Source organism: Vibrio sp. JZG10, assembly GCF_054064075.1.
The window spans coordinates 68,739-91,030 of sequence record NZ_JBSUGE010000003.1 but is presented as its reverse complement, the minus strand read 5'-3'; the positions used below and the strand labels follow the sequence as shown (position 1 = coordinate 91,030).

Annotated in this window: 23 protein-coding genes; 15 read left to right on the top strand and 8 right to left on the bottom strand. The window is 43.5% G+C overall.

Features of this window, described 5'->3' with window-relative positions:
• The first annotated feature begins 389 nt into the window (after nucleotides 1-389).
• The 5 genes from ACWYVB_RS05195 to ACWYVB_RS05175 all read left to right on the top strand — a co-directional run bounded on the left by ACWYVB_RS05195 (nucleotide 390) and on the right by ACWYVB_RS05175 (nucleotide 5,589).
• Nucleotides 390-1,646, top strand: a complete 1,257-nt coding sequence (locus ACWYVB_RS05195; RefSeq protein ID WP_005395362.1) for a type 2 secretion system lipase — start codon at nucleotides 390-392, stop codon at nucleotides 1,644-1,646.
• A gap of 715 nt (nucleotides 1,647-2,361) precedes the next feature.
• Nucleotides 2,362-3,705 carry an OmpP1/FadL family transporter gene (locus ACWYVB_RS05190; RefSeq protein WP_457528236.1) on the top strand — a complete coding sequence of 448 codons (1,344 nt, stop codon included), beginning with the start codon at nucleotides 2,362-2,364 and terminating at the stop codon, nucleotides 3,703-3,705.
• A gap of 78 nt (nucleotides 3,706-3,783) precedes the next feature.
• Entirely contained in the window at nucleotides 3,784-4,503 is a 720-nt protein-coding gene (locus ACWYVB_RS05185; RefSeq protein WP_182034458.1) for a carbonic anhydrase, read from the top strand.
• Between the two features lie 79 nt (nucleotides 4,504-4,582).
• Nucleotides 4,583-5,134, top strand: a complete 552-nt coding sequence (locus ACWYVB_RS05180; RefSeq protein ID WP_457528234.1) for a YtfJ family protein — start codon at nucleotides 4,583-4,585, stop codon at nucleotides 5,132-5,134.
• 20 nt (nucleotides 5,135-5,154) lie between these two features.
• On the top strand, nucleotides 5,155-5,589 hold the full coding sequence (locus ACWYVB_RS05175; RefSeq protein WP_258615028.1) for a hypothetical protein: 435 nt from the start codon (nucleotides 5,155-5,157) through the stop codon (nucleotides 5,587-5,589).
• Nucleotides 5,590-5,660: 71 nt separating this feature from the next.
• Here the strand turns inward: ACWYVB_RS05175 and ACWYVB_RS05170 are convergent, their stop codons facing one another.
• Together ACWYVB_RS05170 and yjjG are read right to left on the bottom strand one after the other, a co-directional pair.
• A complete protein-coding gene (locus ACWYVB_RS05170) occupies nucleotides 5,661-6,200 on the bottom strand; it encodes an NUDIX domain-containing protein (RefSeq protein WP_005393699.1) in 540 nt (179 codons plus the stop codon).
• A 51-nt stretch (nucleotides 6,201-6,251) separates the two neighbouring features.
• A complete protein-coding gene (gene yjjG / locus ACWYVB_RS05165) occupies nucleotides 6,252-6,926 on the bottom strand; it encodes a pyrimidine 5'-nucleotidase (RefSeq protein WP_029800868.1) in 675 nt (224 codons plus the stop codon).
• Nucleotides 6,927-7,064: 138 nt separating this feature from the next.
• On the opposite strand from yjjG, the gene ACWYVB_RS05160 reads away from it, so the two are divergent.
• The 6 genes from ACWYVB_RS05160 (at nucleotide 7,065) to ACWYVB_RS05135 (ending at nucleotide 11,799) form a co-directional block, all read left to right on the top strand.
• Entirely contained in the window at nucleotides 7,065-7,988 is a 924-nt protein-coding gene (locus tag ACWYVB_RS05160) for a LysR substrate-binding domain-containing protein (RefSeq protein WP_457528231.1), read from the top strand.
• Nucleotides 7,989-8,103: 115 nt separating this feature from the next.
• A complete protein-coding gene (locus ACWYVB_RS05155; protein ID WP_021452372.1) occupies nucleotides 8,104-8,418 on the top strand; it encodes a hypothetical protein in 315 nt (104 codons plus the stop codon).
• Nucleotides 8,419-8,465: 47 nt separating this feature from the next.
• Entirely contained in the window at nucleotides 8,466-9,152 is a 687-nt protein-coding gene (locus tag ACWYVB_RS05150; protein WP_457528228.1) for a helix-turn-helix transcriptional regulator, read from the top strand.
• 164 nt (nucleotides 9,153-9,316) lie between these two features.
• Nucleotides 9,317-9,499 (top strand): hypothetical protein, encoded by a 183-nt coding sequence (locus ACWYVB_RS05145; protein ID WP_047008158.1) that lies wholly within the window; start codon nucleotides 9,317-9,319, stop codon nucleotides 9,497-9,499.
• 870 nt (nucleotides 9,500-10,369) lie between these two features.
• Entirely contained in the window at nucleotides 10,370-11,431 is a 1,062-nt protein-coding gene (locus ACWYVB_RS05140) for a glycine zipper family protein (RefSeq protein WP_253651382.1), read from the top strand.
• On the top strand, nucleotides 11,419-11,799 hold the full coding sequence (locus ACWYVB_RS05135) for a hypothetical protein (RefSeq protein ID WP_047008157.1): 381 nt from the start codon (nucleotides 11,419-11,421) through the stop codon (nucleotides 11,797-11,799). The genes ACWYVB_RS05140 and ACWYVB_RS05135 overlap by 13 nt, the downstream gene beginning before the upstream one ends.
• Before the next feature lie 86 nt (nucleotides 11,800-11,885).
• Here the strand turns inward: ACWYVB_RS05135 and ACWYVB_RS05130 are convergent, their stop codons facing one another.
• Both ACWYVB_RS05130 and ACWYVB_RS05125 read right to left on the bottom strand, forming a co-directional pair.
• Nucleotides 11,886-12,440 carry a sugar O-acetyltransferase gene (locus tag ACWYVB_RS05130; RefSeq protein WP_005393677.1) on the bottom strand — a complete coding sequence of 185 codons (555 nt, stop codon included), beginning with the start codon at nucleotides 12,438-12,440 and terminating at the stop codon, nucleotides 11,886-11,888.
• Between the two features lie 129 nt (nucleotides 12,441-12,569).
• Nucleotides 12,570-12,968 (bottom strand): OsmC family protein, encoded by a 399-nt coding sequence (locus tag ACWYVB_RS05125; protein WP_005393675.1) that lies wholly within the window; start codon nucleotides 12,966-12,968, stop codon nucleotides 12,570-12,572.
• Nucleotides 12,969-13,171: 203 nt separating this feature from the next.
• On the opposite strand from ACWYVB_RS05125, the gene msrB reads away from it, so the two are divergent.
• Both msrB and ACWYVB_RS05115 read left to right on the top strand, forming a co-directional pair.
• Nucleotides 13,172-14,314: a peptide-methionine (R)-S-oxide reductase MsrB gene (gene msrB / locus ACWYVB_RS05120; protein WP_457528224.1), complete on the top strand. Its 1,143-nt coding sequence runs from the start codon at nucleotides 13,172-13,174 to the stop codon at nucleotides 14,312-14,314.
• A gap of 51 nt (nucleotides 14,315-14,365) precedes the next feature.
• On the top strand, nucleotides 14,366-14,512 hold the full coding sequence (locus tag ACWYVB_RS05115; RefSeq protein WP_258642645.1) for a DUF2256 domain-containing protein: 147 nt from the start codon (nucleotides 14,366-14,368) through the stop codon (nucleotides 14,510-14,512).
• A 71-nt stretch (nucleotides 14,513-14,583) separates the two neighbouring features.
• Here ACWYVB_RS05115 and ACWYVB_RS05110 read toward each other — a convergent pair whose 3' ends face one another.
• Genes ACWYVB_RS05110 through ACWYVB_RS05100 form a run of 3 tightly spaced genes read right to left on the bottom strand, consistent with a single transcriptional unit; the run spans nucleotide 14,584 to nucleotide 18,173 of the window.
• Nucleotides 14,584-15,291: an SDR family oxidoreductase gene (locus tag ACWYVB_RS05110; RefSeq protein WP_457528222.1), complete on the bottom strand. Its 708-nt coding sequence runs from the start codon at nucleotides 15,289-15,291 to the stop codon at nucleotides 14,584-14,586.
• Nucleotides 15,291-16,835 (bottom strand): cryptochrome/photolyase family protein, encoded by a 1,545-nt coding sequence (locus ACWYVB_RS05105; protein WP_268979162.1) that lies wholly within the window; start codon nucleotides 16,833-16,835, stop codon nucleotides 15,291-15,293. The genes ACWYVB_RS05110 and ACWYVB_RS05105 overlap by 1 nt, the downstream gene beginning before the upstream one ends.
• A 3-nt stretch (nucleotides 16,836-16,838) precedes the next feature.
• On the bottom strand, nucleotides 16,839-18,173 hold the full coding sequence (locus ACWYVB_RS05100) for a DASH family cryptochrome (RefSeq protein WP_268979163.1): 1,335 nt from the start codon (nucleotides 18,171-18,173) through the stop codon (nucleotides 16,839-16,841).
• A gap of 366 nt (nucleotides 18,174-18,539) precedes the next feature.
• Here ACWYVB_RS05100 and gefA point away from each other — a divergent pair, with 366 nt between their 5' ends.
• Complete coding sequence (gefA, locus tag ACWYVB_RS05095; protein WP_268979165.1) at nucleotides 18,540-19,553, top strand: diguanylate cyclase GefA; 1,014 nt, start codon at nucleotides 18,540-18,542, stop codon at nucleotides 19,551-19,553.
• Nucleotides 19,554-19,657: 104 nt separating this feature from the next.
• Here the strand turns inward: gefA and ACWYVB_RS05090 are convergent, their stop codons facing one another.
• The gene (locus tag ACWYVB_RS05090) at nucleotides 19,658-20,236 is read right to left on the bottom strand and encodes a hypothetical protein (RefSeq protein ID WP_457528219.1); all 579 of its coding nucleotides are present in this window, start codon (nucleotides 20,234-20,236) and stop codon (nucleotides 19,658-19,660) included.
• Nucleotides 20,237-20,412: 176 nt separating this feature from the next.
• Here ACWYVB_RS05090 and ACWYVB_RS05085 point away from each other — a divergent pair, with 176 nt between their 5' ends.
• Entirely contained in the window at nucleotides 20,413-21,969 is a 1,557-nt protein-coding gene (locus ACWYVB_RS05085; protein WP_080955914.1) for a DUF3612 domain-containing protein, read from the top strand.
• Nucleotides 21,970-22,292: the final 323 nt, after the last annotated feature.

Sequence of the window (22,292 nt, the reverse complement as noted above, 5' to 3'; positions counted from 1 at the left end):
AGCTTCAGCTATAGTTTATAGGCCAAAAATGCCAAACAATTTGTTTCATGAATATACAACTTTGTACAAAAGATCATTCAATAAACATTTTTAGTTAACATCAAAAAGCATAAACAAAACCTTATAAAGCAATCACTTAATTAACAAAAAGTGCATGTTAAATTAATGTTAGTGAGTAATTATTCTAAATAATACACATTTAATCGATTGCTATGCTGAATGGATTTTTTGACCGTGGTGCCAAAACTGAAATATTGAATATTTAGTTGTTGACTGTCTTGAGTATTTACTCAGAATTAGAAGGTTTAGTGAGAAAAATTCTCATCTAAATACTGTTATAGCCGAGCGTATTCACGTATTCGGAACCATAACCATTACAAGAAGAGTGAATGATGAAAAAAACAATCACACTATTAACTGCATTACTTCCGCTTGCCTCTGCCGTTGCAGAGGAGCCAACATTATCACCAGAAATGGTTTCTGCGTCTGAAGTGGTCAGCACGCAAGAAAATCAAACCTATACTTACGTTCGCTGCTGGTATCGTACGAGCCACTCTAAGGATGATGCGGCTACCGACTGGAAATGGGCAAAAAACCAAGATGGTAGTGACTTCACTATCGACGGTTATTGGTGGAGCTCTGTTTCATTTAAAAACATGTTCTACACCAACACTTCACAAAACGTGATTCGCCAGCGCTGTGAAGAAACACTAGATCTGGCGAACGAGAACGCAGACATTACGTTTTTTGCTGCTGACAATCGCTATTCTTATAACCACACGATCTGGAGCAATGATGCTGCAATGCAACCAGATCAAATCAACAAAGTAGTGGCTTTGGGCGACAGCTTGTCTGATACAGGCAACATCTTTAACGCTTCCCAATGGCGCTTCCCTAACCCAAACAGCTGGTTCTTAGGTCACTTCTCGAACGGTTTTGTTTGGACGGAATACGTTGCTAAAGCCAAAAACTTACCGCTTTATAACTGGGCAGTTGGCGGCGCAGCAGGTGAGAACCAATACATTGCGCTAACAGGTGTCGGCGAACAAGTTTCTTCTTACTTGACCTACACAAAACTGGCGAAAAACTACAACCCAGCAAACACATTGTTTACGTTGGAGTTTGGTTTAAATGATTTCATGAACTACAACCGTAGCGTGCCGGAAGTAAAAGCGGATTACGCTGAAGCTCTGATTCGTCTAACAGACGCGGGCGCGAAGAACTTCATGTTGATGACACTGCCAGACGCAACCAAAGCACCACAGTTCAAATACTCAACGCAGGAAGAAATTGAAACGATTCGCGCGAAAGTATTGAAAATGAACGAGTTCATCAAAGCACAAGCGATGTACTATAAAGCTCAAGGTTACAACATTTCATTGTTTGATACGCACGCGCTGTTTGAGACGTTAACCTCGGCACCAGAAGAACACGGGTTCGTGAATGCAAGTGATCCTTGTCTGGACATCAACCGCTCATCTTCTGTGGATTACATGTACACCCATTCATTACGCTCTGAGTGTGCGGCATCTGGCGCAGATAAGTTTGTGTTCTGGGATGTGACTCACCCAACCACAGCCACGCATCGTTATGTTGCTGAAAAAATGTTGGAAAGCAGCAATAACTTAGAAGAGTTTCGCTTTTAATAAGACTTTCTTATAGGTTAAACTCTTAATCATCATAAATACGTTGATGATAAAAATGGCCACGAAATATCGTGGTCATTTTGTTTTCATATACATGAGTCTACTTTTATATTTAAATATAGATGAACAACAATTGAAATACAAAATTTCAAGTTATAAGTATTATAAACAAAACTTTTAAATACCAACAAACCAGTAAAATAAAAATTATTCAATATGCCATCCATTTAAATTTCATCATGGTCATTTTTGATTATTGAATTTAAAGAAGAGTTAAGTGACAAGTTAAATAAAAAATACCCACATAACACAGGTAAGACCGAGAGGAGTGTGTCATGTGGGTTTAAAACGATAGTTCTCTTGCTGATTCGAACTACCAACGTTGGGATGCAATGGAAATACAAATGACTCAGAGTTTCCATCACGGACACTTTATCGCTGGATTTCCCTCTATTTGTTAGGGAACAGTCAGCACAATAAAAATAGAGAAGTAATACCGCAAAAATAAAAATAGAGGTTCAGAATTTAATTTACACGTAAATAACTACTATATTCACGCCATGAAGCATTAATAAATTCACCAATAAATATTTATTAAGTTAAATTTACTTATTGTCAGCACACTGTTAGTTTTACTCCTAAATACACTGGTCAGATTTGTTTATTTTACTGATTTTCGTTGCAATACAACTTCTAATTAATTCATGAGAAAAACATGCAGCGACAATTAACTCTTTCACCGATTTATTTATTAATCGGGTTAGCCTCCTCGACGGCGTATGCCGGTGGTTTTCAAATTAACGAACATTCGGCGACGGGTCTTGGTCGTGCTTTTGCTGGTGATGCTGTTATTGGTGATAATGCGTCTGTAGTCAGCCGCAACGCCGCAGCGATGACGCTGTTTAAACAAAATGCCTTATCGTTCGGTGTCACTTACGTCAAACCTGACGTTACCGTTAAAAATGCGCAATATCATCGAGCTAATATTAATGCGGATGTCAATGTTGGTATGGGCGGTTTTCCTCCGTCCCCTCAAGTTGACATTACCCCGTCCTTCTCTCAAACCGTGACAGACATTGATGACGTCGATGGCGTTGGTCAACCAGCCGTTGTACCCAATTTTTACTTTATTCACCCTATCAACGACGACTGGTATCTAGGCTTATCGACATACTCCAACTTCGGAACCGACATGGAGTTTAAACCAAACTATGGCGCACCTGTTTTTGGCGGTGTCACCAGCGTAGCGAGTGTCAACCTTGGCGCAAGCTTGGCATACAAGGTGAACGACCGTTTTAGTATCGGTGGTGGTATTGATGTGATTTACGGCTCTGGTGAGCTGTACCGCGATATGGACGTGGGTGTTTGCGTTGGTGGGAACATACTTGGAAACGAACTAGAACAACGCTGTGGATCCGTAAAAGGCAACGCACTTGATGTGGAAGCTGGCGGCATTGGGCTTGGCGCGAACATTGGCATGATGTACGAGTTTAACGAACGTCATCGCTTAGGTTTAAGCTACAAGCACAGCCCTAACGTAGATGCCAAGGGCGACATCCACTTTGCTGGCGAATCGTACGACTCACTTGCTATGCCGCTACCGGATATTGCGGAGTTTTCCGGTTATCACCGCGTCTTACCTAAATTTGCCCTGCACTATTCTGTGCAGTGGATTGGTTGGTCAGCATTTGACAGCTTGAAAGCTGATGATCAGTTGCTAAAAGATTTTCAGTGGCAAGACTCCGCGCACTACTCCATCGGTGCGACTTGGTACGCCAATGAACGTTGGACACTTCGCACGGGTTACATGTTCGACAAAACACCTGTCGATGAGCTGACTTCGCTTTCTATCCCAGATTCGAACCGTCACTGGTTATCCGCGGGGGCCTCTTACCAATGGTCTTCAGATACCACGGTTGACATCGGCATGACGTACTTGATTGGTGAAGATGTCAACGTAGAAGAGTACGCGTATGAAGGTGTTCCTGCACCGATGGTGACAGGCGTAACCCATTCAAATGCGTTCCTAATTGGTGCCCAACTCAGCCACCGTTTCTAATTTGTCAGGCCGTGATCAAATCTCTAGGTCATTGCCTTGTAACAACGCTTATCGAAGCGACCGAACAGAGACATTATTATGAACAAAACACTACTTGCTTTTTCACTCTCACTTCTCACTCTAAGCGCTGCTCAGGCTTCGGAATGGGGCTATGGCAATGACAAACATGGGCCAGAGCACTGGGGAGAAATCGCCAAAGACTGCGCAACCACGAAAAACCAAAGCCCAATCAACATCGACAACCCAGCCGATGCAAAACTGGAAGCACTGAACCTTTCGTACACTGGTCAGGTCATTGGTTTAACCAACAATGGTCATACGCTGCAAGCGCAAGTGAACGGACGTAACAGCTTCACCATCGATGGCGAGACGTTCGAACTGCAACAGTTCCATTTCCACACACCTTCAGAAAACCAAATCAAAGGCCGCCAATATCCACTTGAAGCGCACTTTGTGCACGCCAACGCAGATGGCGAGTTGGCGGTAATTTCGGTGATGTTTGATGCTGGCGATCAAAACGCAGCACTGTCTAAACTGATCAGCGCAATCCCACAAGAGAATCAAACCACGTTCTTTAAAGATACGTTTGAGATTAAAGACTTACTGCCAAAAACTGCAAACTACTATCGATTTAACGGCTCTTTAACCACACCACCATGTTCAGAAGGTGTGCGCTGGTTTGTGCTAAAATACACTCAAACCTTATCCAAAGATCAAGCCGCGAAACTGATGGAAGTCATGGGACAAAACAATCGTCCGCTGCAACCGCTAAATGCGCGCGTTGTACTTTCTAACTAATCGCCACATCCGATAAGGGGCATCGTATTTGCCCCTTATTTTGATTCGCTCTAACCTCACTTCGTTACAGGGACCCCCAATGAAAACTCCATCTGTTCTGTCACTCTTACTCGCACTCGCCCCGACATTCGCCTTCTCTCATAACCTTTCTGTCGGTCAAACCACCCCTTCCGTCAGCATTGATACCTATGGCGAAATGACGCTGCAAGGAGACGATGTGGCTTATCAACCTTGGGCAACTCAGCAGATGTTAGGCAAAGTCCGTGTGATACAAGCCATTGCAGGTCGTAGTAAAGCCAAAGAGATGAACGCGCCGCTGATGTCAGCAATCACTGCCGCTCACTTTCCTGAAGATCAGTATCAGACCACAACCGTGATCAACCAAGAAGACGCCATATGGGGAACCGGTACATTTGTAAAATCGTCGGCAGAGGACAGCAAAAAGACATTCTCTTGGTCTTCCATGGTGTTAGACAAAAATGGCGAATTAGCAACAACTTGGGATCTGCAGCAAGAAAGTTCTGCGATTATCGTACAAAATAAACAAGGCGAAATTTTATTCGTGAAAGAAGGGGCTTTAACTCAAGACGAAGTCACACACGTCATCGAACTGATTAAACAGAATATCTAAACCTAAGGTAAGGAGAAGCTATGAAACTGTTCAACACCATCGCACTCTGTCTTTTAGCGGCTGTAGCCTCTTTCCAATCGGTTGCTGGAGACAACGATTGGGACAAGATTGCAGATAAAACCGTCAGTTTTAAATCGGAAACCGACACAGTCAATCCACTATCACCATTTGCTAACGCTCGTTTCAGCCACATCAAAATCAAATGTACGCAAGGTACGGTCGATCTGAAAAGAGTTAAAGTGATCATGAAAGATGGTCAGGAAAAGACGTTCGACAGTTTAGGTGTTCTGACTAAAGGCATGTCATCAAGAAGCTTAAGCCTACCAACGAAAGATAACGCGAAATTAGACAAGATCGAGTTGAACTATGAATCGGTTGGCAGCACAGCGCTGCAAGTCGCGGGGGTGACCAAGAAAGCAAAAGTAGAAATTTTAGGTAAGAAAATCGACGAGTAAGCGATGGCTCAACGAGCTCTCCCAAACTAAAAACAGCGGCACTAGGCCGCTGTTTTCATTAAAAATTATCATTAAATGAATTTCTTCAGCTTCGCCAAACCATAAGCCGCGATAGTGACACAATCTTTGATCGTGCCGTCGATCATCATTTGTTCGAACTCCTCAACAGAAAAAGCGCGAGTGATCAAATCCTCTTCTTCACTGTCGAGTTGATTGCCCACGTCCGTTAAATCACTGGCGAAGTAGACGTGACATGTCTGATTCAAAAAGCCGTATGCGATAAACTGCGCGCCGACATATGCCATGGCGCTCGCCTGCATGCCCGTTTCTTCACGTAGCTCACCTTTGGCAAGCTCAAGATGATCCGCATCTGGGTTTGATTCCCACGCCCCTTGTGGGATCTCCCAGCAACGTTGACCTACGGTGTAACGGTACTGCTGAACCAAGTGAATCATCCCATTATCGATAGCCAGAATCGCAGCACAATCAGGTTTGTCGACCACACCATAGATGCCCTCTGCGCCGCTCGGACGTAAAATTTTGTCCTCACGCACCGTCATCCACTTATTCTGGTAAACGACTTTGCTGTCTAGCTGTTTGATGTCTGGCATGGTTATTCCTTGATTTTTCTGAGGGTTACTGCGGAATAATACCCGATTCGGTTACGCCACCAAAATGTTCTTTAGTTCACTCAAAGACTCAACAGTGTAATTTGGTGCGATACGCTCATCGACACTTGCGCCTGTGGTATTTAACCAGCAAGTTTCAATACCAAAGTTATTGCCACCAAGAATATCGGAATGCAGGTTGTCACCCACCATCAGTACGCGCGTTTTGCATGGGTTGCCCATTTGCTGCATCGCGTATTCAAAAATACCTAAGTCCGGTTTTGCTACGCCCACTTGTTCAGAGATCACCACTTTATCGAAATACTCAGTCATCCCTGTGCGCTCAAGGCGAATTGCTTGCAACTCTGTAAAACCGTTGGTGATGATGCCCATTTTAGCTTTGCCTTGCAGCGCTTCCATCAGCTCTTTTGCACCTGGCAACAAACTGCAAATATCGGCCATTGCTTCTAAAAATGCGCTATTGAGATCGGCTGTTGTGGTATTCAACTTCTCAGCCCACTCGGTAAAGCGGTTATGTTTTAGCTCATCTGCCGTTACTTTGCCGTCTTGGTAATCCACCCAAAGCGGTTTGTTTACGGTTTGGTAATGAGCAAAATCTTGTTCAGTAAAATCTACGCCTTTGCGAGAAAACATAAGCTGCAAACCTTTGAAAGCATCAAAGTGGAATAAGGTTTCGTCAGCGTCAAACAGGATCCAATCGTACTTCATTTTCTTCTTCCCAAAATCAAGGTCGTAATACTGATGCATAGTCTAGATTGTTTTCTTCTTGAAGATAATCTCTATAATTGGAAATTAATTGTATCCTTATGCTCAACAATAAATGCTTCACGATGATAGGAGATTGATGTGAACGCGATTGCCTCCCTGCCCGTTTTTGTTGCTGTTGTCGAATGCGGCAGCTTTTCCCTTGCGGCCAAACAGCTGAATCTGACGAAATCGGCGATCAGCAAACGCATCAACCAACTAGAAGACGATTTGGGCATTCGTCTCCTTAATCGAACTACGCGTAAGCTGAGCCTGACCGAAGCGGGAGAACGCTATTTTGAGTACGCCTCTCTAGCGCTCAACCTAGCCCAGCAAGGCGTGGACGCGGTATCGGAGCTACAAGGTTCTCCACAAGGTCGGCTCAAAATTACCGTGCCGATGTCTTTCGGTGTGCTACATATCGCGCCTTTGATCAGCGAGTTTCTCGCTCGTTACCCGAAAATTGAAGTGGATTTAAACCTCGAAGACAAAATGGTCGATTTGGTTAAAGACGGTTTTGATTTGGGGATCCGTATTGGTGAACTCACCTCTTCCAATCTCATCGCAAAACGTCTCGCCCCTTGTAAAAGTGTGCTTTGTGCCTCGCCAGATTACTTAGCGGAGTTTGGAACACCACAAAAACCAAGTGATTTAGTCAGTCACAACTGCCTGCGCTATTCCTATTTCCGTGGCGGCGTCGAATGGATGTTCATCAACAACGGCAGCGAATACAAGGTGCTTCCAAAAGGAAACTTTATCGTCAATAACAGCGAAGCCATTCGCCAGTTGCTGTTAAGAGGTTCGGGCATTGCGCAACTACCGACGTTTATTGCAGGAAGAGACTTTGCCGCAGGAAATCTAAAACCGGTGATGGAAGAGTATTCTCTACCAGAACACGCCATTTATGCGGTATTCCCTGAGCGCAAGCACATGCCGTTGAAAGTAAGAGCCTTTATCGATTTTATCAGCGAAAAACTCGGCACAGATTTACCTTACTGGGATCGTTACAACAGCCCAGGAAAATAACCATATTGATGATAAGTGAGTGAGATTTCACTACTGACATGTTCTGACAATCCATCCGCGTAACCTTATTTGGAACTCAACAGGCAATCCGCCAAAACCAATAGGGAATCACAATATGGAAACCGTTATCGAAACTGTGCAATTTCGTCTAACCGCAGGCACAACAGAGCAAGACGTGATCGCCGCCGCCAAGCAGTCACAAACGTTTGTGAAGAATCTGCCGGGCTTTTTGTATCGCTCACTTAGTCACGAAGCGACGGACGATGTGTGGACAGACATCATTTACTGGCGTTCAATGGACGATGCCAAACAGGCGGGAAAACAGATTAAGCAAGCCGCTGAATTTCAGCCTCTGTTATCGATGATTGACTGCGAAAGCTTCGAGCTTAAACATCACAACTTAAAAATGTGCAGTGAGCTAGAGAAGTAATCAGCCACACTACCACTAACAATCAGTAGGTCTAGATAAGGAACATCATGAGCAAATCAGAACGACTGTTTGAGCTACTGACGCTTTTGCGCGCAAAGCGTTACGCCGTGACAGCGAAAGAGCTCGCAGAAAGAATGGAAGTCAGCGAACGTACGATTTATCGCGATATTCAGTCGTTGCTCAGTTCTGGTGTTCCTATTCAAGGTGAAGCAGGTGTTGGCTACTTGTTGCAAGCGGGCTCTCATCTGCCGCCTTTGATGTTCTCAGAAAAAGAGATGATGGCGCTTGAACTGGGTATGCGGATGGTTCGAGCCTGGTCGGATGCCGAACTCGCCGAAGCGTCTCACTCTGCGTCCACCAAAATACTTTCGGTATTGCCCGATAAGCTCAAACAACAAGTGGAAGATTGTCCGCTGATTGTGCCCGATTATCACACCCAATCCGAGACTGCCAAACGAGGGCAGCTTCTACGCCACGCGATTGATCATCAGTTTAAGGTCAGTTTGGATTATCAAGATGAAAACGGACACGTGACCGAGAGAAAAATCCAACCGTTAGGCCAGTTCTTTTGGGGCAAAGTCTGGACGCTGGTCGCCTGGTGCGAATTGCGCGATGACTACCGCCAGTTCCGCCTCGACCGTATCCAAGCACTGCGTATGCACGATGAAGAGTTTCAGAGTGCGGAAACCAAATCTCTCAAACATTATATTGCGCAGTATGAATCGAAAGATTGAGTGTTTTTCATCCCTCCATCACAAGGATTCTAAATTGCTCTGCTCAATGCGCGATATTTGGAAAGGCACATTTGGTTAAACTAATGTTTCATTTTTAACAGATGCGCAACCAACCTAAGATCGTTAACTTAAGTAGCACGTCAACCACACCGGAGCGTGAAGCTATGAAAGTACTGATTCAATACACCCAAGCAGGGAAATATCGAGATCAAGCGTGGGAGTCTTTAACTCTTCGATCTAAAGGTGATATGCAGGCCGTTACCCCTTCTTATGCTGCCCAACTTATCGAACAAAGCAAAGCGACACTTGTGATGACAGAGGATCAACAAATCGTTATTCATCCATAACCGACTATTAGCCTTGTTTAACCAACCTTTGTTAGTTACGCAAGGCTTACACCTCGCCATTACACGTTATCAATTTTATATACGACCACCTATATTTACAAAAAAAACCAATAAGATAGTTCTTATTTTCATTCTCGACATTCTTCTAAAACGCCCTTCCATTCATAGCTAAGATATAGGCTATCTGTTAGTCTCTTTATTTCTTCATGATAAAGATTAGGATATTGATATCCTATAAATAGGATAAACCTTGAAAAAGCATCGGTTTATTATAAGGACAGGTGTAATATGCAATTGATCTGGAACATTATTGGATACTTAATGTTCTCTGGTGTATTAGTTATTTTTTTCCAGACATTCTTTATAGGTATCATGCACCTTTTAATGCCAAAAGACATTGTCAATAGCTACTTTAAAGAACCTTATTTTAACACTTTCGAACTAACTCTATTTACAGGTTGGCCTTACGCATTTTTCCGAACATTGATGTTTGTTCGTTTAATCGTTCAACCTAACTCAGGTGAAAAACGAAAGTTACCCGATGTATCCCAAGAGGTGCCTAGATGGTACCGTCTATTATCCTTCATATTAATATGGGTAATTATGATAAACTCTACAATGTTAACGCTTGTATTTTTTATCGCAGGTTTCTTAGCACTAGCGGATCATTTATGATATTGACTTATCCAGTTAAATCCAACATCACAATTTAAATGTAAATAACGACACTAACAATTGCACGTAAATGACAAATATATCATCCAATTTGGATATTTTTAAAATGAAAGTCTAGAATGTAAAAAAATAAACTTCCTAAATATAGTTTTTTGTTAGTATCTGAGCAAATTAATTATTAGCTAGAGGTGCTCTATGTCGGGATTATTTGAGTATAGAATAAAAACTCATGATAACTTATCATCAATTATATTAAACATGTATGGTGCTCCATATGGTAGCAAGGACTATCAGAGAGTGCTGACTCATATAATGACATTGAACAAGCATATTTCAGATCCTAACCGCATTAAAGCAGGCGATATCATTTGGTTATCAGCTCTACCCAAATCAAGCACCCAACTTAACACTCAACGTAACAATGCTTTACCTCCTAAAAGTATCGCGAAGCTAGGGACTTACCCAGCGTCTAAACCTCAAATATCTAGTTCTCCGCCCCATAAAGTTTTGCCTCCCAATATTCTCAGCTACAATCAACCTCCAAAATCGATCTCAAATCAAGTTCCACCACAACATGCTGATATGTTTTGGGCGTTAGCATGGTTAGAAAACAACGCCAATATGATTACTATTCCAGGAGGTACCTTGATGGGTGCTACAGGAAACTTGATGAGTAAAGGAAATATTAAGCTCATTGAGAATATCAACGACCTTTACGCAAACTATAAAAACGGAGTAATAAGTAAAGGACAATATGATGGTCGACGTAAGAAACATCTAGACCTACTAAAGAAAAATGTTGGCCCTATGGAAAAGCTGTTGTTTGGCAACAAAACGACTCACCAGTCTATTCGTATTGCTCGAAGTGGAGGATTACCAGCTAATGCTCATATAGTTAAACAGGCCGAAAAACTGAATAAAATAGCTCAGGCATCTAAAGTTGGCGGACATGTTTTAGTAGGTGTTGGTCTAACGGCTTCCTGTATTCAAATCGCGAATACACAAGACCAACATGAGAAGAATGAAATTTTTGTTGAGTCAATAACTAGCACAGCTGTAGGAATGGGTACCAGCGCGTTAGTCGGTCTATTTTTAGTATCAAATCCTATTGGTTGGGGGACTGCTATTGTACTCGCTGCAGGTTCAACGGCTGTAGGCTACGCTTCCGGCAAAGTGGCAAAAGGCTTTTATAATTCAAGTGAAAGCAAGCCAAACTTAGTCGCTAGTACTGGAATAGAAGCTATATGCAGCAAGTAATCACATTTCTTTTTTACACTTTAATGACTGGTGTGGTTATTATTTTCTTACAAACCATTTTTATCGGTGTCATGCACTTTCTGATGCCAAAGAAGATTGTTGGGAACTATTTTAAAAAACCATATTTTAATGAATTTGAGCTTTCTCTATTCACGGGGTGGCCTTACGCATTTTTCCGGACATTGATGTTTGTTCGTTTAATCGTCCAACCTAGCTCAGGTAAAAAGCGAAAATTACCTAATATTTCTGGAGAAGTACCAAAATGGTATCGTTATTTGTCGATTCTATTACTAGTTATTATCATTGTTAACTCTGTTGTCGTTGCCCTGACTTTATCAATTGGGGCCGTTCTTTTAGCAATTGAGTGAGGAGTTAACACTTAAATATAACGATGTACTCGACGAAGAGAGTTCAGGCAGAACTCTCTAATCGCCAGTGTTTTGCCAACAGCTCTCTACTCTTCTTCGTTGAGACGACGAATCAACTTAGCTGGTGTGCCTCCGTATAGACAATCTGGCGGCACATCATGGTTGACGACCGAGTTCGCCGCAATCACCGAGCGAGCACCAATCGTTACACCTTGGTTAATGACGGAGTTACCACCAATCCACACATCATCTTCAATCGTGATAGGTTTACAAAACGTCTCCCAACGTCGGCGACTTCGGTAATCAACAGAATGAGAAGCGGTATACAATTGCACGCTTGGACCGATTAGCACGTGGTTCCCGATGGTAATTTTAGCGCCATCAAGCATGACCACATTCATGTTGATAAAGGTTTCTTCGCCAATTTCGATGGTTTTACCGAACTCGCAATGGAAAGGTGCTTGAACAATGCAAAGACCCGCTTTGCCAAACAGCTGTTTTTGTAATTCGTCGCGCTGACTTTCGTCGGTATTGTTATTGAGTGCTCTAAGTGCTTGAAGAGCATGACTTCTAATGGCGTCAATTTCTTTGTCCATGCCATCAAAGATTTGACCAGACATCATTTTTTCGAGTTCTGTCACTGGGAGACTCCTACAACCTGCAATTACTACTTTCAGATTAATCACACGGTACGTGAATTGCGGAATAAAAAAAGAGAAAAGCCTGCACTTTTCTCTTTCCTGTTTTTATATTTTGTGGAGTCTGTCGACTTACACGATTTCCCAGCTGTGGGTCATCTCAACACCTTCACCTAGCATTAAGCAAACCGAGCAGTATTTTTCTAGCGAGTCAGCCGCCACTTTTGCTACGACTTCTGGGTCAAGCTCGTCACCTGAAACTTCAAAGTGGATATTCACTTGCGTAAAGATACGTGGTGCGGTTTCACGACGCTCTGTGGTTAGCTTGGCATTAACTGACAAGACCTTTTGTCCTGCCGTTTTCAAACCGTCGACAACATCGACAGAGCTACAGCCACCAGCGGCCATTAGTACCATTTCCATTGGGCTTGGTGCCGTTGCACCGCCATTGCCATCCATCACTACGGAGTGACCCGACTGAGATTGCCCAAGGAATTTAAAATCTTCTACCCATTTAACTTCTGCTTGCATGATTTACCTCATTTAGCATCGCTCGTTGAAGACATCGTTGCCCTATCAAGCGGTGTATTTCGTGTCGATACTTTAGCTTTCTCGCATAAAAGGGCAACGGAATTTTCAACATTGCTGTAATTTTTTCGCTCGGTTGCCTTTCTCTATACGTAACACTTTTTATTTCAGTCACACTTTCTACGGAAAACAACGTTGAGGTAGCTATGAAGAATATATCTAAGTTATTGGTCGGATTCTCTTTCGCACTTCCTGTCTTGTTTCTACTTTTGAGTAAAACAGGCACCGCCGATACGATGGATAAGATGAAGGCTTCAGAGAATGCAGAAATCGCCACACTAGCTGGCGGCTGTTTCTGGTGTACAGAATCGGATTTGGAACAGTTGACTGGCGTAGTCGATGTCGTATCAGGCTATTCTGGTGGTCATGTTGAAAACCCAACTTATCGCCAAGTTTCATCAGGTAAATCAGGTCACATAGAAGTGATCGAGGTTAAGTACGATCCTAAAGTGGTTAGTTACGAGCAAGTGTTGGACTACTTTTTCCGTCATATCGATCCTACTGACGATAAAGGCTCTTTTGTCGACCGTGGCCCACAGTATCGCCCTGCTATTTTCTATCATAACGCTGAACAAAAGCAGATCGCAGAACAGTTTATGATGGAAATCGACAAGGCGATGATCTATCCAAAACCGTTGAAAACAGAACTGATCGAGTTTGAGAAGTTTTATCCTGCAGAAGAGTATCACCAAGACTATTACAAAAAGAGCAGCTTAAAGTATAAGTATTATCGCTATGCGTCTGGTCGAGATAAATACTTGGATGAAGTATTTGGTGATGATCGTAAAGAGACCCCAAAAACGCTTCGTCAGTTGATCGAAGAAAAAAAGTTGCTATCAAAAGTGAAAGCGTACAGTAAGCCTGCTAAGTCCGAGATCAAATCAAACTTAACGGAGCTGCAATACTACGTAACGCAAGAAGAAGGCACCGAGCGTCCGTTCGACAACGAATATTGGGACAACAAAGAAGCGGGGATTTACGTTGATATAGTAACTGGTGAGCCGTTGTTTTCTTCTACCGATAAATACAAATCGGGGACGGGTTGGCCAAGTTTCACTAAGCCAATCAACCCAGGTTACATCGTTGAAGAAACCGATTACAAGCTGATTTATCCAAGAACGGAAGTTCGCAGTAAGTTTGGCGATTCCCACCTTGGTCATGTTTTTAAAGACGGTCCGAAGCCGACAGGATTACGCTACTGCATGAACTCTGCGGCAATGAAGTTTGTCCCTATAAGTGAAATGAAAGAGCAGGGGTATGAAGAGTATCTGTATCTCTTTGATAAATAATTCGTACTCATTCAACTTCAAGGGCATACGATGGCGAATGGGGAGTACCAGATGAAAGGTTTTAAAACACAATTACCAACCAAAATCTGCTCTGTTTGCCATCGCCCATTTTCATGGAGAAAGAAATGGTCAAGAAGTTGGGACGAAGTCGTTTACTGTTCTGAGCGCTGCCGAAGAAACAAATCAGTCAAAAGTTAGAACCACAAAAACTTTATGCCGCACTGCTAGCCTTATTTTCCAAGGTAACGTGGCTCAGACCAAGCTGCGCTTCACCAAGGTAACAAGGCACCATCATAAGCCCAAAATGCCCCGCTATCCTGCGGGGTTGCTTTGTCAATCAATCCCCATAAGTCTCGCGCGACACGCTCTGGGCTAAACAGCTTTCCTTCAGGTACATTCGCTTGAAAAGGTGCCGACAAAGCCGTATCTGTTGTGCCTGGGTGAAGAGCGAGTACAGTCCCGTGTTTGACCATTCTCCGCCATTCAATCGACATGGTTTTGAGGAACATATTTAACGCGGCTTTCGATGCACGATAGCTGTACCAACCGCCTAAGTGATTATCACTAATACTGCCAACTTTGGCCGAAATGGTCGCAAACTTGGGGTTGGTACTGCGTTTTAACTTGGGCGTGAAGTATTTCGCCAACAGTAAACTAGGCAAAGTATTAACCATGATGGTTTGCTGAAAAAAGTCTGCGTCGAGCGAGCAAAGATTCTTCTCAGGGCCTTTATCTTGGGTGTGCAACATACCAACGCAGTTCACCAACCAATCAACATGTTCAATTTGCTCACTGAGTGCTTTCACCTGCTCGTCCTGCGATACATCCACTTGATGCCAAACTACATTTGGGTGTTGCCAATCTGGTTGGTGCTTACGATAAGTGGCATGCACGCGAGCTTGGGGAAAGCGAACTAGCGCTTGTTGAACCATCGCCAATCCAATGCCGCCATTTCCACCAACGATCAGTATGTCCATTACAAGCTCTCCAAGTTTTCCATATAGTGCTCTGCGGTATCTAATATCGCTTGGCGTTGCTGCTCTTCCATATTGTCCCAAGATCGGAAAATCATCCCTATACGTGGATTCGTTGCTAAGCGTTTGTCGTGTTTGTTCATAAAGCGCCAATACAAGCTGTTAAACGGACACGATCCTTCCCCGCTCCTCGCCTTATTTTCGTAGTGGCAACCCTTACAGTAGTCGCTCATTTTGTTGATGTAAGAGCCACTCGCCGCATACGGTTTGGTGCCAACAATCCCACCATCTGCAAACAGTGCCATACCGCGCGTATTGGGCATTTCTACCCATTCAATCGCATCAACGTAGATACCGAGATACCATTCATCCACTTGGTCTGGGTCGATCTCGGTTAATAAACAAAAGTTACCGGTTACCATCAAGCGCTGAATGTGGTGCGCGTAAGCGTAATCAAGAGACTGGCCAATCGCGTTTCGCATACAGGCCATTTTGGTTTCGCCGTTCCAGAAGAAGTCTGGCAGCTTTCTACTCGCTTCCAGTTCATTCTTTTTCGGGTAATGAGGCATGTTCGCCCAATAAACGCCTCGGATGTACTCTCGCCATCCCAAGATCTGACGAATAAAACCTTCTACCTGAGAAATATCGATGTCGGCATTGGCATGAAATGCCTTAAGTGAAGCGTCAATCACCTCTCGCGGATTCAGCAGCTTACTGTTCAGCGAGAACGAAATCCGGCTATGATACAAGCTCCATTTAGCCTCGTGCTGACCTGTCATGGCGTCTTGAAAACGACCAAACAGTGGCAAACAGACCTGACAAAAATGCGCGAGTAAAGACAAGCTTTGAGAGCGACTTACTGGCCAAAGTAAATCACCATTTAATTTACCTATGGTTTGAATGTTGTGCCGACCTAAGCGCTCGACAATATCACTGACGTCATGACTAAACATTAATGGCTTTGGCAGCTGTTCAATGTCTTTTGCTTTAAGTTTATTTCGGTTATTGGCGTCGTAGTTCCACTTTCCCCCCATAGGCTTACCGTCTTGCATCAAGATGTCGAAGCGCTTACGCATCCGGCGGTAAAAGTGCTCCATCATGATGTGTTTACCTTGAGGAAACTGCGATTCTATTTCCTCAAACGGTAACAAAAAGTGTTCCGAATCGACGCTGCGCATCACGACCCCATCAAGCTTTAGTTTGGCTAACTGCTCTAGTAAACGGTATTCGTCGGGACGTTGATATTCAAACTTACTTGCACCAACTTCACTCACGTAGTGTTGTAAGACTTGCGCAAGATCCTCGAAAGATTGTGTGTCATCCAACGTAAGGTGCAAAACTTGATGCCCTTCTTCCTGCAGCTCGTTGGCAAAATTCGCCATCGCAGAGAAAAAAGCACACACCTTTTGAATGTGATGCGTAACGTAAGTATTTTCTTGTTTCAACTCAGCGACAAGGTAAAGCACCGAGTCGTCTACACGTTGAAACCACGAATGCTCGCTATTAAGTTGGTCACCAAGAATGAGCCGAACCGTCTCGTAATGCATTGGTTATCTCCCGCTCTCTTTTTTTGGCGCAATCGGCCAATCCACCATATCGACACTATCAAGATGTACGCCTACGCATCTCCCCTGCCATTTGTCGATAAATGAGAAATCTGGATCATAAGTTTGTGTCTGCTTTTCTAGATTAAACTGACGTGAGCCACGTGGGTCAGCGCCAACACCAGCCAAATACTGCCAGTTGCCCCAATTAGAGCCGACATCGTAATCAATCAACTGAGTTTCAAAATAAGCAGCACCGTAGCGCCAGTCGAGTCCGAGTTCATGAACCAGACAGCTCGCGACCAGTTGGCGCCCTCGGTTAGACATATAACCCGTTTTATTAAGCTGATGCATACATGCGTTAACTATTGGAAAAGGTGTCTCGCCTTTCTTCCACTGCTTAAAGCGTTGCGCATAAAAACTGGTCAGTGGTGGCTGGTTGGCGATACCGCCAAATCGAAACAACTTCTGTTGATACTTTCTCGCGTACCAATAAAAGTATTCCCGCCACAACAACTCGAAATAGATCCAATAGGTTGAATCATTTGCTCCGTTCTTCCGCTCATATTGTTTGAGCATGGCATAAATGATTGTAGGAGAGACGCAACCATGAGCTAACCAAGGTGAAAATTTAGTTGAATACTCCACCCCATCAAGCCCATTGCGCGTCTGTTTATATTCACTCGCTAAACTTGAAGCAAAATAGCGTCGACAATGTTCAAGACCGCTCAGTTCTCCGCCATCAAATGCTGGTTTGGTGTCAAAGTAATATGTCGTGGCGGTAGGAAAATTCATACCTAAAGGTTCTGGCGGTAAAGCATGAACGCTCTCGTAAGGTTGAGAGAGGTCTAAACCTTCGACCTGCTTTCTAAATTTCGTGAAGGTCGCAGGCAGTTGCCTTAATTCAAATGGCAACTGTTCTTCGCACAACAAAGTGCGGATCGCTTGCTGTTTGATGTTCACATGGGGAGTGCCTTCAATTGCACGCTCTAGAGCCTGTTGCTCATCCGAACCAGCAAACGCATCAGCATAAATATGAGTGATACCGAAATGACTGATGGCATATTTGATCGCTTGATAGGGCGTCAGTTCAACCGTCCATAATCGTTGCCCCAATTTAGCTAAAGATTGATTAAGTTCATTAAGCGATGCCTCGAGAAACTGCAATTTCGCACGCCCTAAAGAGGTCTCCTGCGCAAAGTGCTGCAAGTAAGGTGTCACCGATGGGCGACAATACAAACAAATTAACTCATCCATTTCTGCACAAGCGTCTATCAACAGCGGGTTGTCATGCAAACGCAGGTCATTAGTGAACCAATACAGTCCTATTTTCTTATCCAAGTCGCACCCTCTTTTTGTAAACTCGTTTTTTGTAAACTCGGAGTCCCGCGTTCTTGTTGCAAATAGCCTAAGCGCTAAGTCTTTTATTCCACTCGTTGTTGTACGGGCAATAGAGCTTTACGATCATTAGGTTACTGACGATTTCACTAAACCGATTGGCTGGTCATCTTAGAGCCCTTAACACCAAAACATCGTTTGCACATGTTTCATACTAAGATTTTATAAAATTAAAATTTGGCGATATTGATAACGGTCTTAATCACTCATTTTTTATATAAACCATGCAAGAATGATAAAAATTAAAGCGATATTGGTTAATATCCGTTAATCTAAGTCCAATTCCATTTTGCTAGTACCATCGCAGAAATGACCGACGAGTTTAAAAAATCGACCGCTAATTTGAAAAAAGCGGTCCCACTAATGATCAAAAATCATGTTGCTGCCACGCCAGCCAACTATGCGCTTTGGTATACGTACGTTGACAAGACCATTCCTGAACTCAACTTTGAGTTGGATACGGTGTTAGAAAACTACGGTATCTGCCCGCCTGCAACCAATAAACAGCTTTACAACAACTATGTTGCCAGTAAAGCAGAAACTAGCCTTGAAGATCTTAGAACCAATGTAGAAGTTCTGCTACATGAAGTGTCCAGCTCGATGAGCGATACACTTTCAGATACTTCTTCCTTTTCTGAAATGGTAGACAAAAGTTTTAATAAGCTAGAAAAAGTTGAAGACAACAGCTTAAGTATTGAAGAAGTGATGGTGGTGATTCGTCAACTTGTCGCAGAGTCACACGAAATTCGTCACTCGACAAAGTTTTTGAATAGCCAATTAACTAATGCGAGTGAAGAAATTTCTCGCCTCAAAAATCAGCTGGCTGCAGTACAGCAAGACGCATTATTTGATGGTCTATCCAACCTTTACAACCGTCGAGCTTTTGATAAAGATCTGTCTTCGCTTATCGCATCAAATCAAGCAATGACCTTGATCATGCTTGATATCGACCATTTCAAGTCATTTAACGACAATTACGGCCACCTTTTCGGCGATACGGTGCTAAAAGCCATTGCCCGTCGACTACAACAAAGCTGTCGAGATGGAATATGCGCGTATCGTTTTGGTGGTGAAGAGTTCGCTTTAATTGTGCCCAATAAGTCCCTGCGAATTGCTCGCCAATATGCAGACACACTACGCCGCATGATAGAAAAACTGCGCATCAGAGATAAGCGTTCTGGTACACAAGTTCACAGCATTACCGCTTCTTTTGGGGTAGCAGAATATGAGGTGGGTGATACGCCTGAAGCTCTGGTCAATAAAGCCGATAAGCAACTTTATGAGGCAAAACAACTCGGTCGTAACCGCGTGATGCCCATTTAAAGCAACTTGTTATGTAAGCTTGGTTAATAGGACCGACTTTTTCGAAATAGAATAAAAAACCCGCACTATTGAGTGCGGGGTCTATTTATCTGGCGCTTCACATCTTAATCGACACTGTAGCAGTAGCTTAAAATATAGTCGTCACCGTTTTTCGCAGTGTATTCTTTATCTTCACTGCATGCCATCGGCTTACCTTTTTTGTCGCCTTTGATTAAGCTGATCCAGTGGCGCATCGCCGTCGGCGCGTTACCCGTTAGTTCAGGATTAAACGTAGTGCGTGTTTCCAGTTGAATGTCATCAATATCCATCAACTCCACACAACCGGTGCCTTTGTGACAGCCAAATAGCACTTCTACGTGGTTACCTGAATCGTCTTTAAACAAGATCGATTTTGGATCTTCTTTCTCACCCGTATACGCCACAAAGTGTTTTGGGCTTTTCAGGCCGCTGTGTGTGCCGTCTTTGAAGTAAGCCAATATATGGCGGTAATCAATTACGTAACTTGATACATCTTGGTGCGACCCGTTCTCCAATGGGAACATGCGGTCTAGTAGTTGCTTCGCTTTTACTTGCTTCTCGCTCTGCTGCTCAGCACTTACCGCTTCGACGGCAAATACAGCTTCAGCGATAAATGGGCGTTGTTGTTGTTGCATCTCTTTTTTATCGAAGTTCAGCATATTCATCGTCATATCCTCGCACTTAAAAAAACTCGTCCTAGAGTAAAAACTTAATTCCTTCGTTTAAGTTTCAGGCAATTCTGTGAAGTTGATGGTTAATTTCCTTGCCTGCTTATTATGTAGACTAGCGAAATATTGACTACAATTTCACAACAAAAATTTTACAATGTGAATTTTACAAAATGTCTGTGTCAAAAAGCCTTATTCGTCAGTCCCATTTTCTAGGTACGAAAATTCGCAACCTAAGGAAAAACAACCATTTAACTATGGAGGATTTATCTGCACGCTGTGTAAGGATCAATCCTGAGTACGCACCGTCGGTATCTTACCTTTCGATGATAGAGCGCGGAAAACGCGTTCCGAGTATTGATATGCTCGAAGTAATCGCGGAAGTTTTTCAAAAAGATCCTGCGTGGTTTTTAGATGATGAACCGGAATTAGAAGCCATTACACCCAACAAAGGGAATCGTGGCGGTATCAACGGTATGGCATTGGAGCCGAGCTTTTTGTTCTCCAATGATATTCTCCAAATCGCGATTCCAGAGATGTTGTCTCAAACAGGTATTACTGGACGTCAATTCGCCCACTTGTTGATCCGTGCGCACCAAGAGAACCATCAAAACCATTTTCCTGATTTAGAACGCGCAGCCGAAGAGGTCGGCTTGAAACGCCTGAATCTATCGGTAGAAGATCTGATAGATATTGCGAAAAGCATGGGGTTGGATATTCGCTGGGTAGACCGAGCACCACAGGATGTGATTGATGAACTGGGCGTCAGCGCCAAACAGTTGATTACGTCTTTTATGGAGCCACCTGGTACCATTTATCTCAATAAACGAATGCGTGACTACCCAACCCGATTGAAATATGACTTGGCGGTATACATCGGTCATCGCGTGCTCCATAGCAGTGATGCAATGAATAACGTTTTGTCTATTGGGCATCAAAACAACTGGGAGCAAATGGACAGCCCAGTTTCCAACTCTGAGCTCAACTCGCAAGATATCCTACAAGCTTGGCGCGATTTTGAGTCCAGCTTTTTTGCTGGTGCCTTGCTTTGCCCCAAAGTACCATTTCGTCAGTTGCTTGACCGTTCCGGTTACGAAATTGATGTTCACAAAAAGGCCGGCGTTTCTCCTTCCGTTGCGATGCGTCGTATGACCGTGGTTTCTCCGTACCCTCATTGGCACTACTTTGATGCCTATGGTCCGGGCAAGTTGAAAGCGGTATATCGTGGAAATGGCATCCCGCTTCCTTGGGGCAATATGCGCAAAGTGAACGATCCTTGCCAACATTGGGCCGTATTTAGACGTCTAGCCCAACCTTTGGATACCAGTTCAGCGCAAATTTCGATTTTGAATGTGGGCGACGAGCCACGTATTTACTGTTGTGAATCAGTCAACGTATTTGACCCTGCGGGGAACAACCGAGTGTTATGCGCGGGGATAGATTTAAACCCTGCGATTTCTGCACAAGGTGGTGATGCGGTTTCTATTGCGGAAGAGCTGAAGTCACTTTGTGTCGCTTCCGGCGGAAGTAGTGTCATTCCTCCCCACATCAAAAAAGACTTAACAACCATCGCTAAGATATTAAACATCAATTGGATAGAACGAGGTATTCAAACGCAAGCTAGGCTAATCTGCTCAAGAGGGGCCGTTTGTCCAAGGCAGCCTAGTTGTTACAGTAAGTGCGGAGAAGCCGATGAGACAGGTGACGACGTGAATATTATTGGTCTCTAGAAAGAAAAAACGCCAATCACAATAATCGTGATTGGCGGTATATACTTGTGAACAATGTGTATTCACTAACAACGTCAGTTGGCTAGGTGACCCTCGGCTTAATAAGGGTCACTCTAGATAAAGCACGATGCGTGCCAACTTTAAAAAGGCCGTTTTTTAATAGATCCAGATGCATATCGTTGCTTTATTGACCATAAATTTCGCAAACTGCATTTGCAAAATGCAACAACATGCAAATATGCCACTTCATGCACTACTAATAATGACTCTCTCAGCAAAGAGTCTATTAACATGTAAAGTCATATATTCTTATACCCAAATGA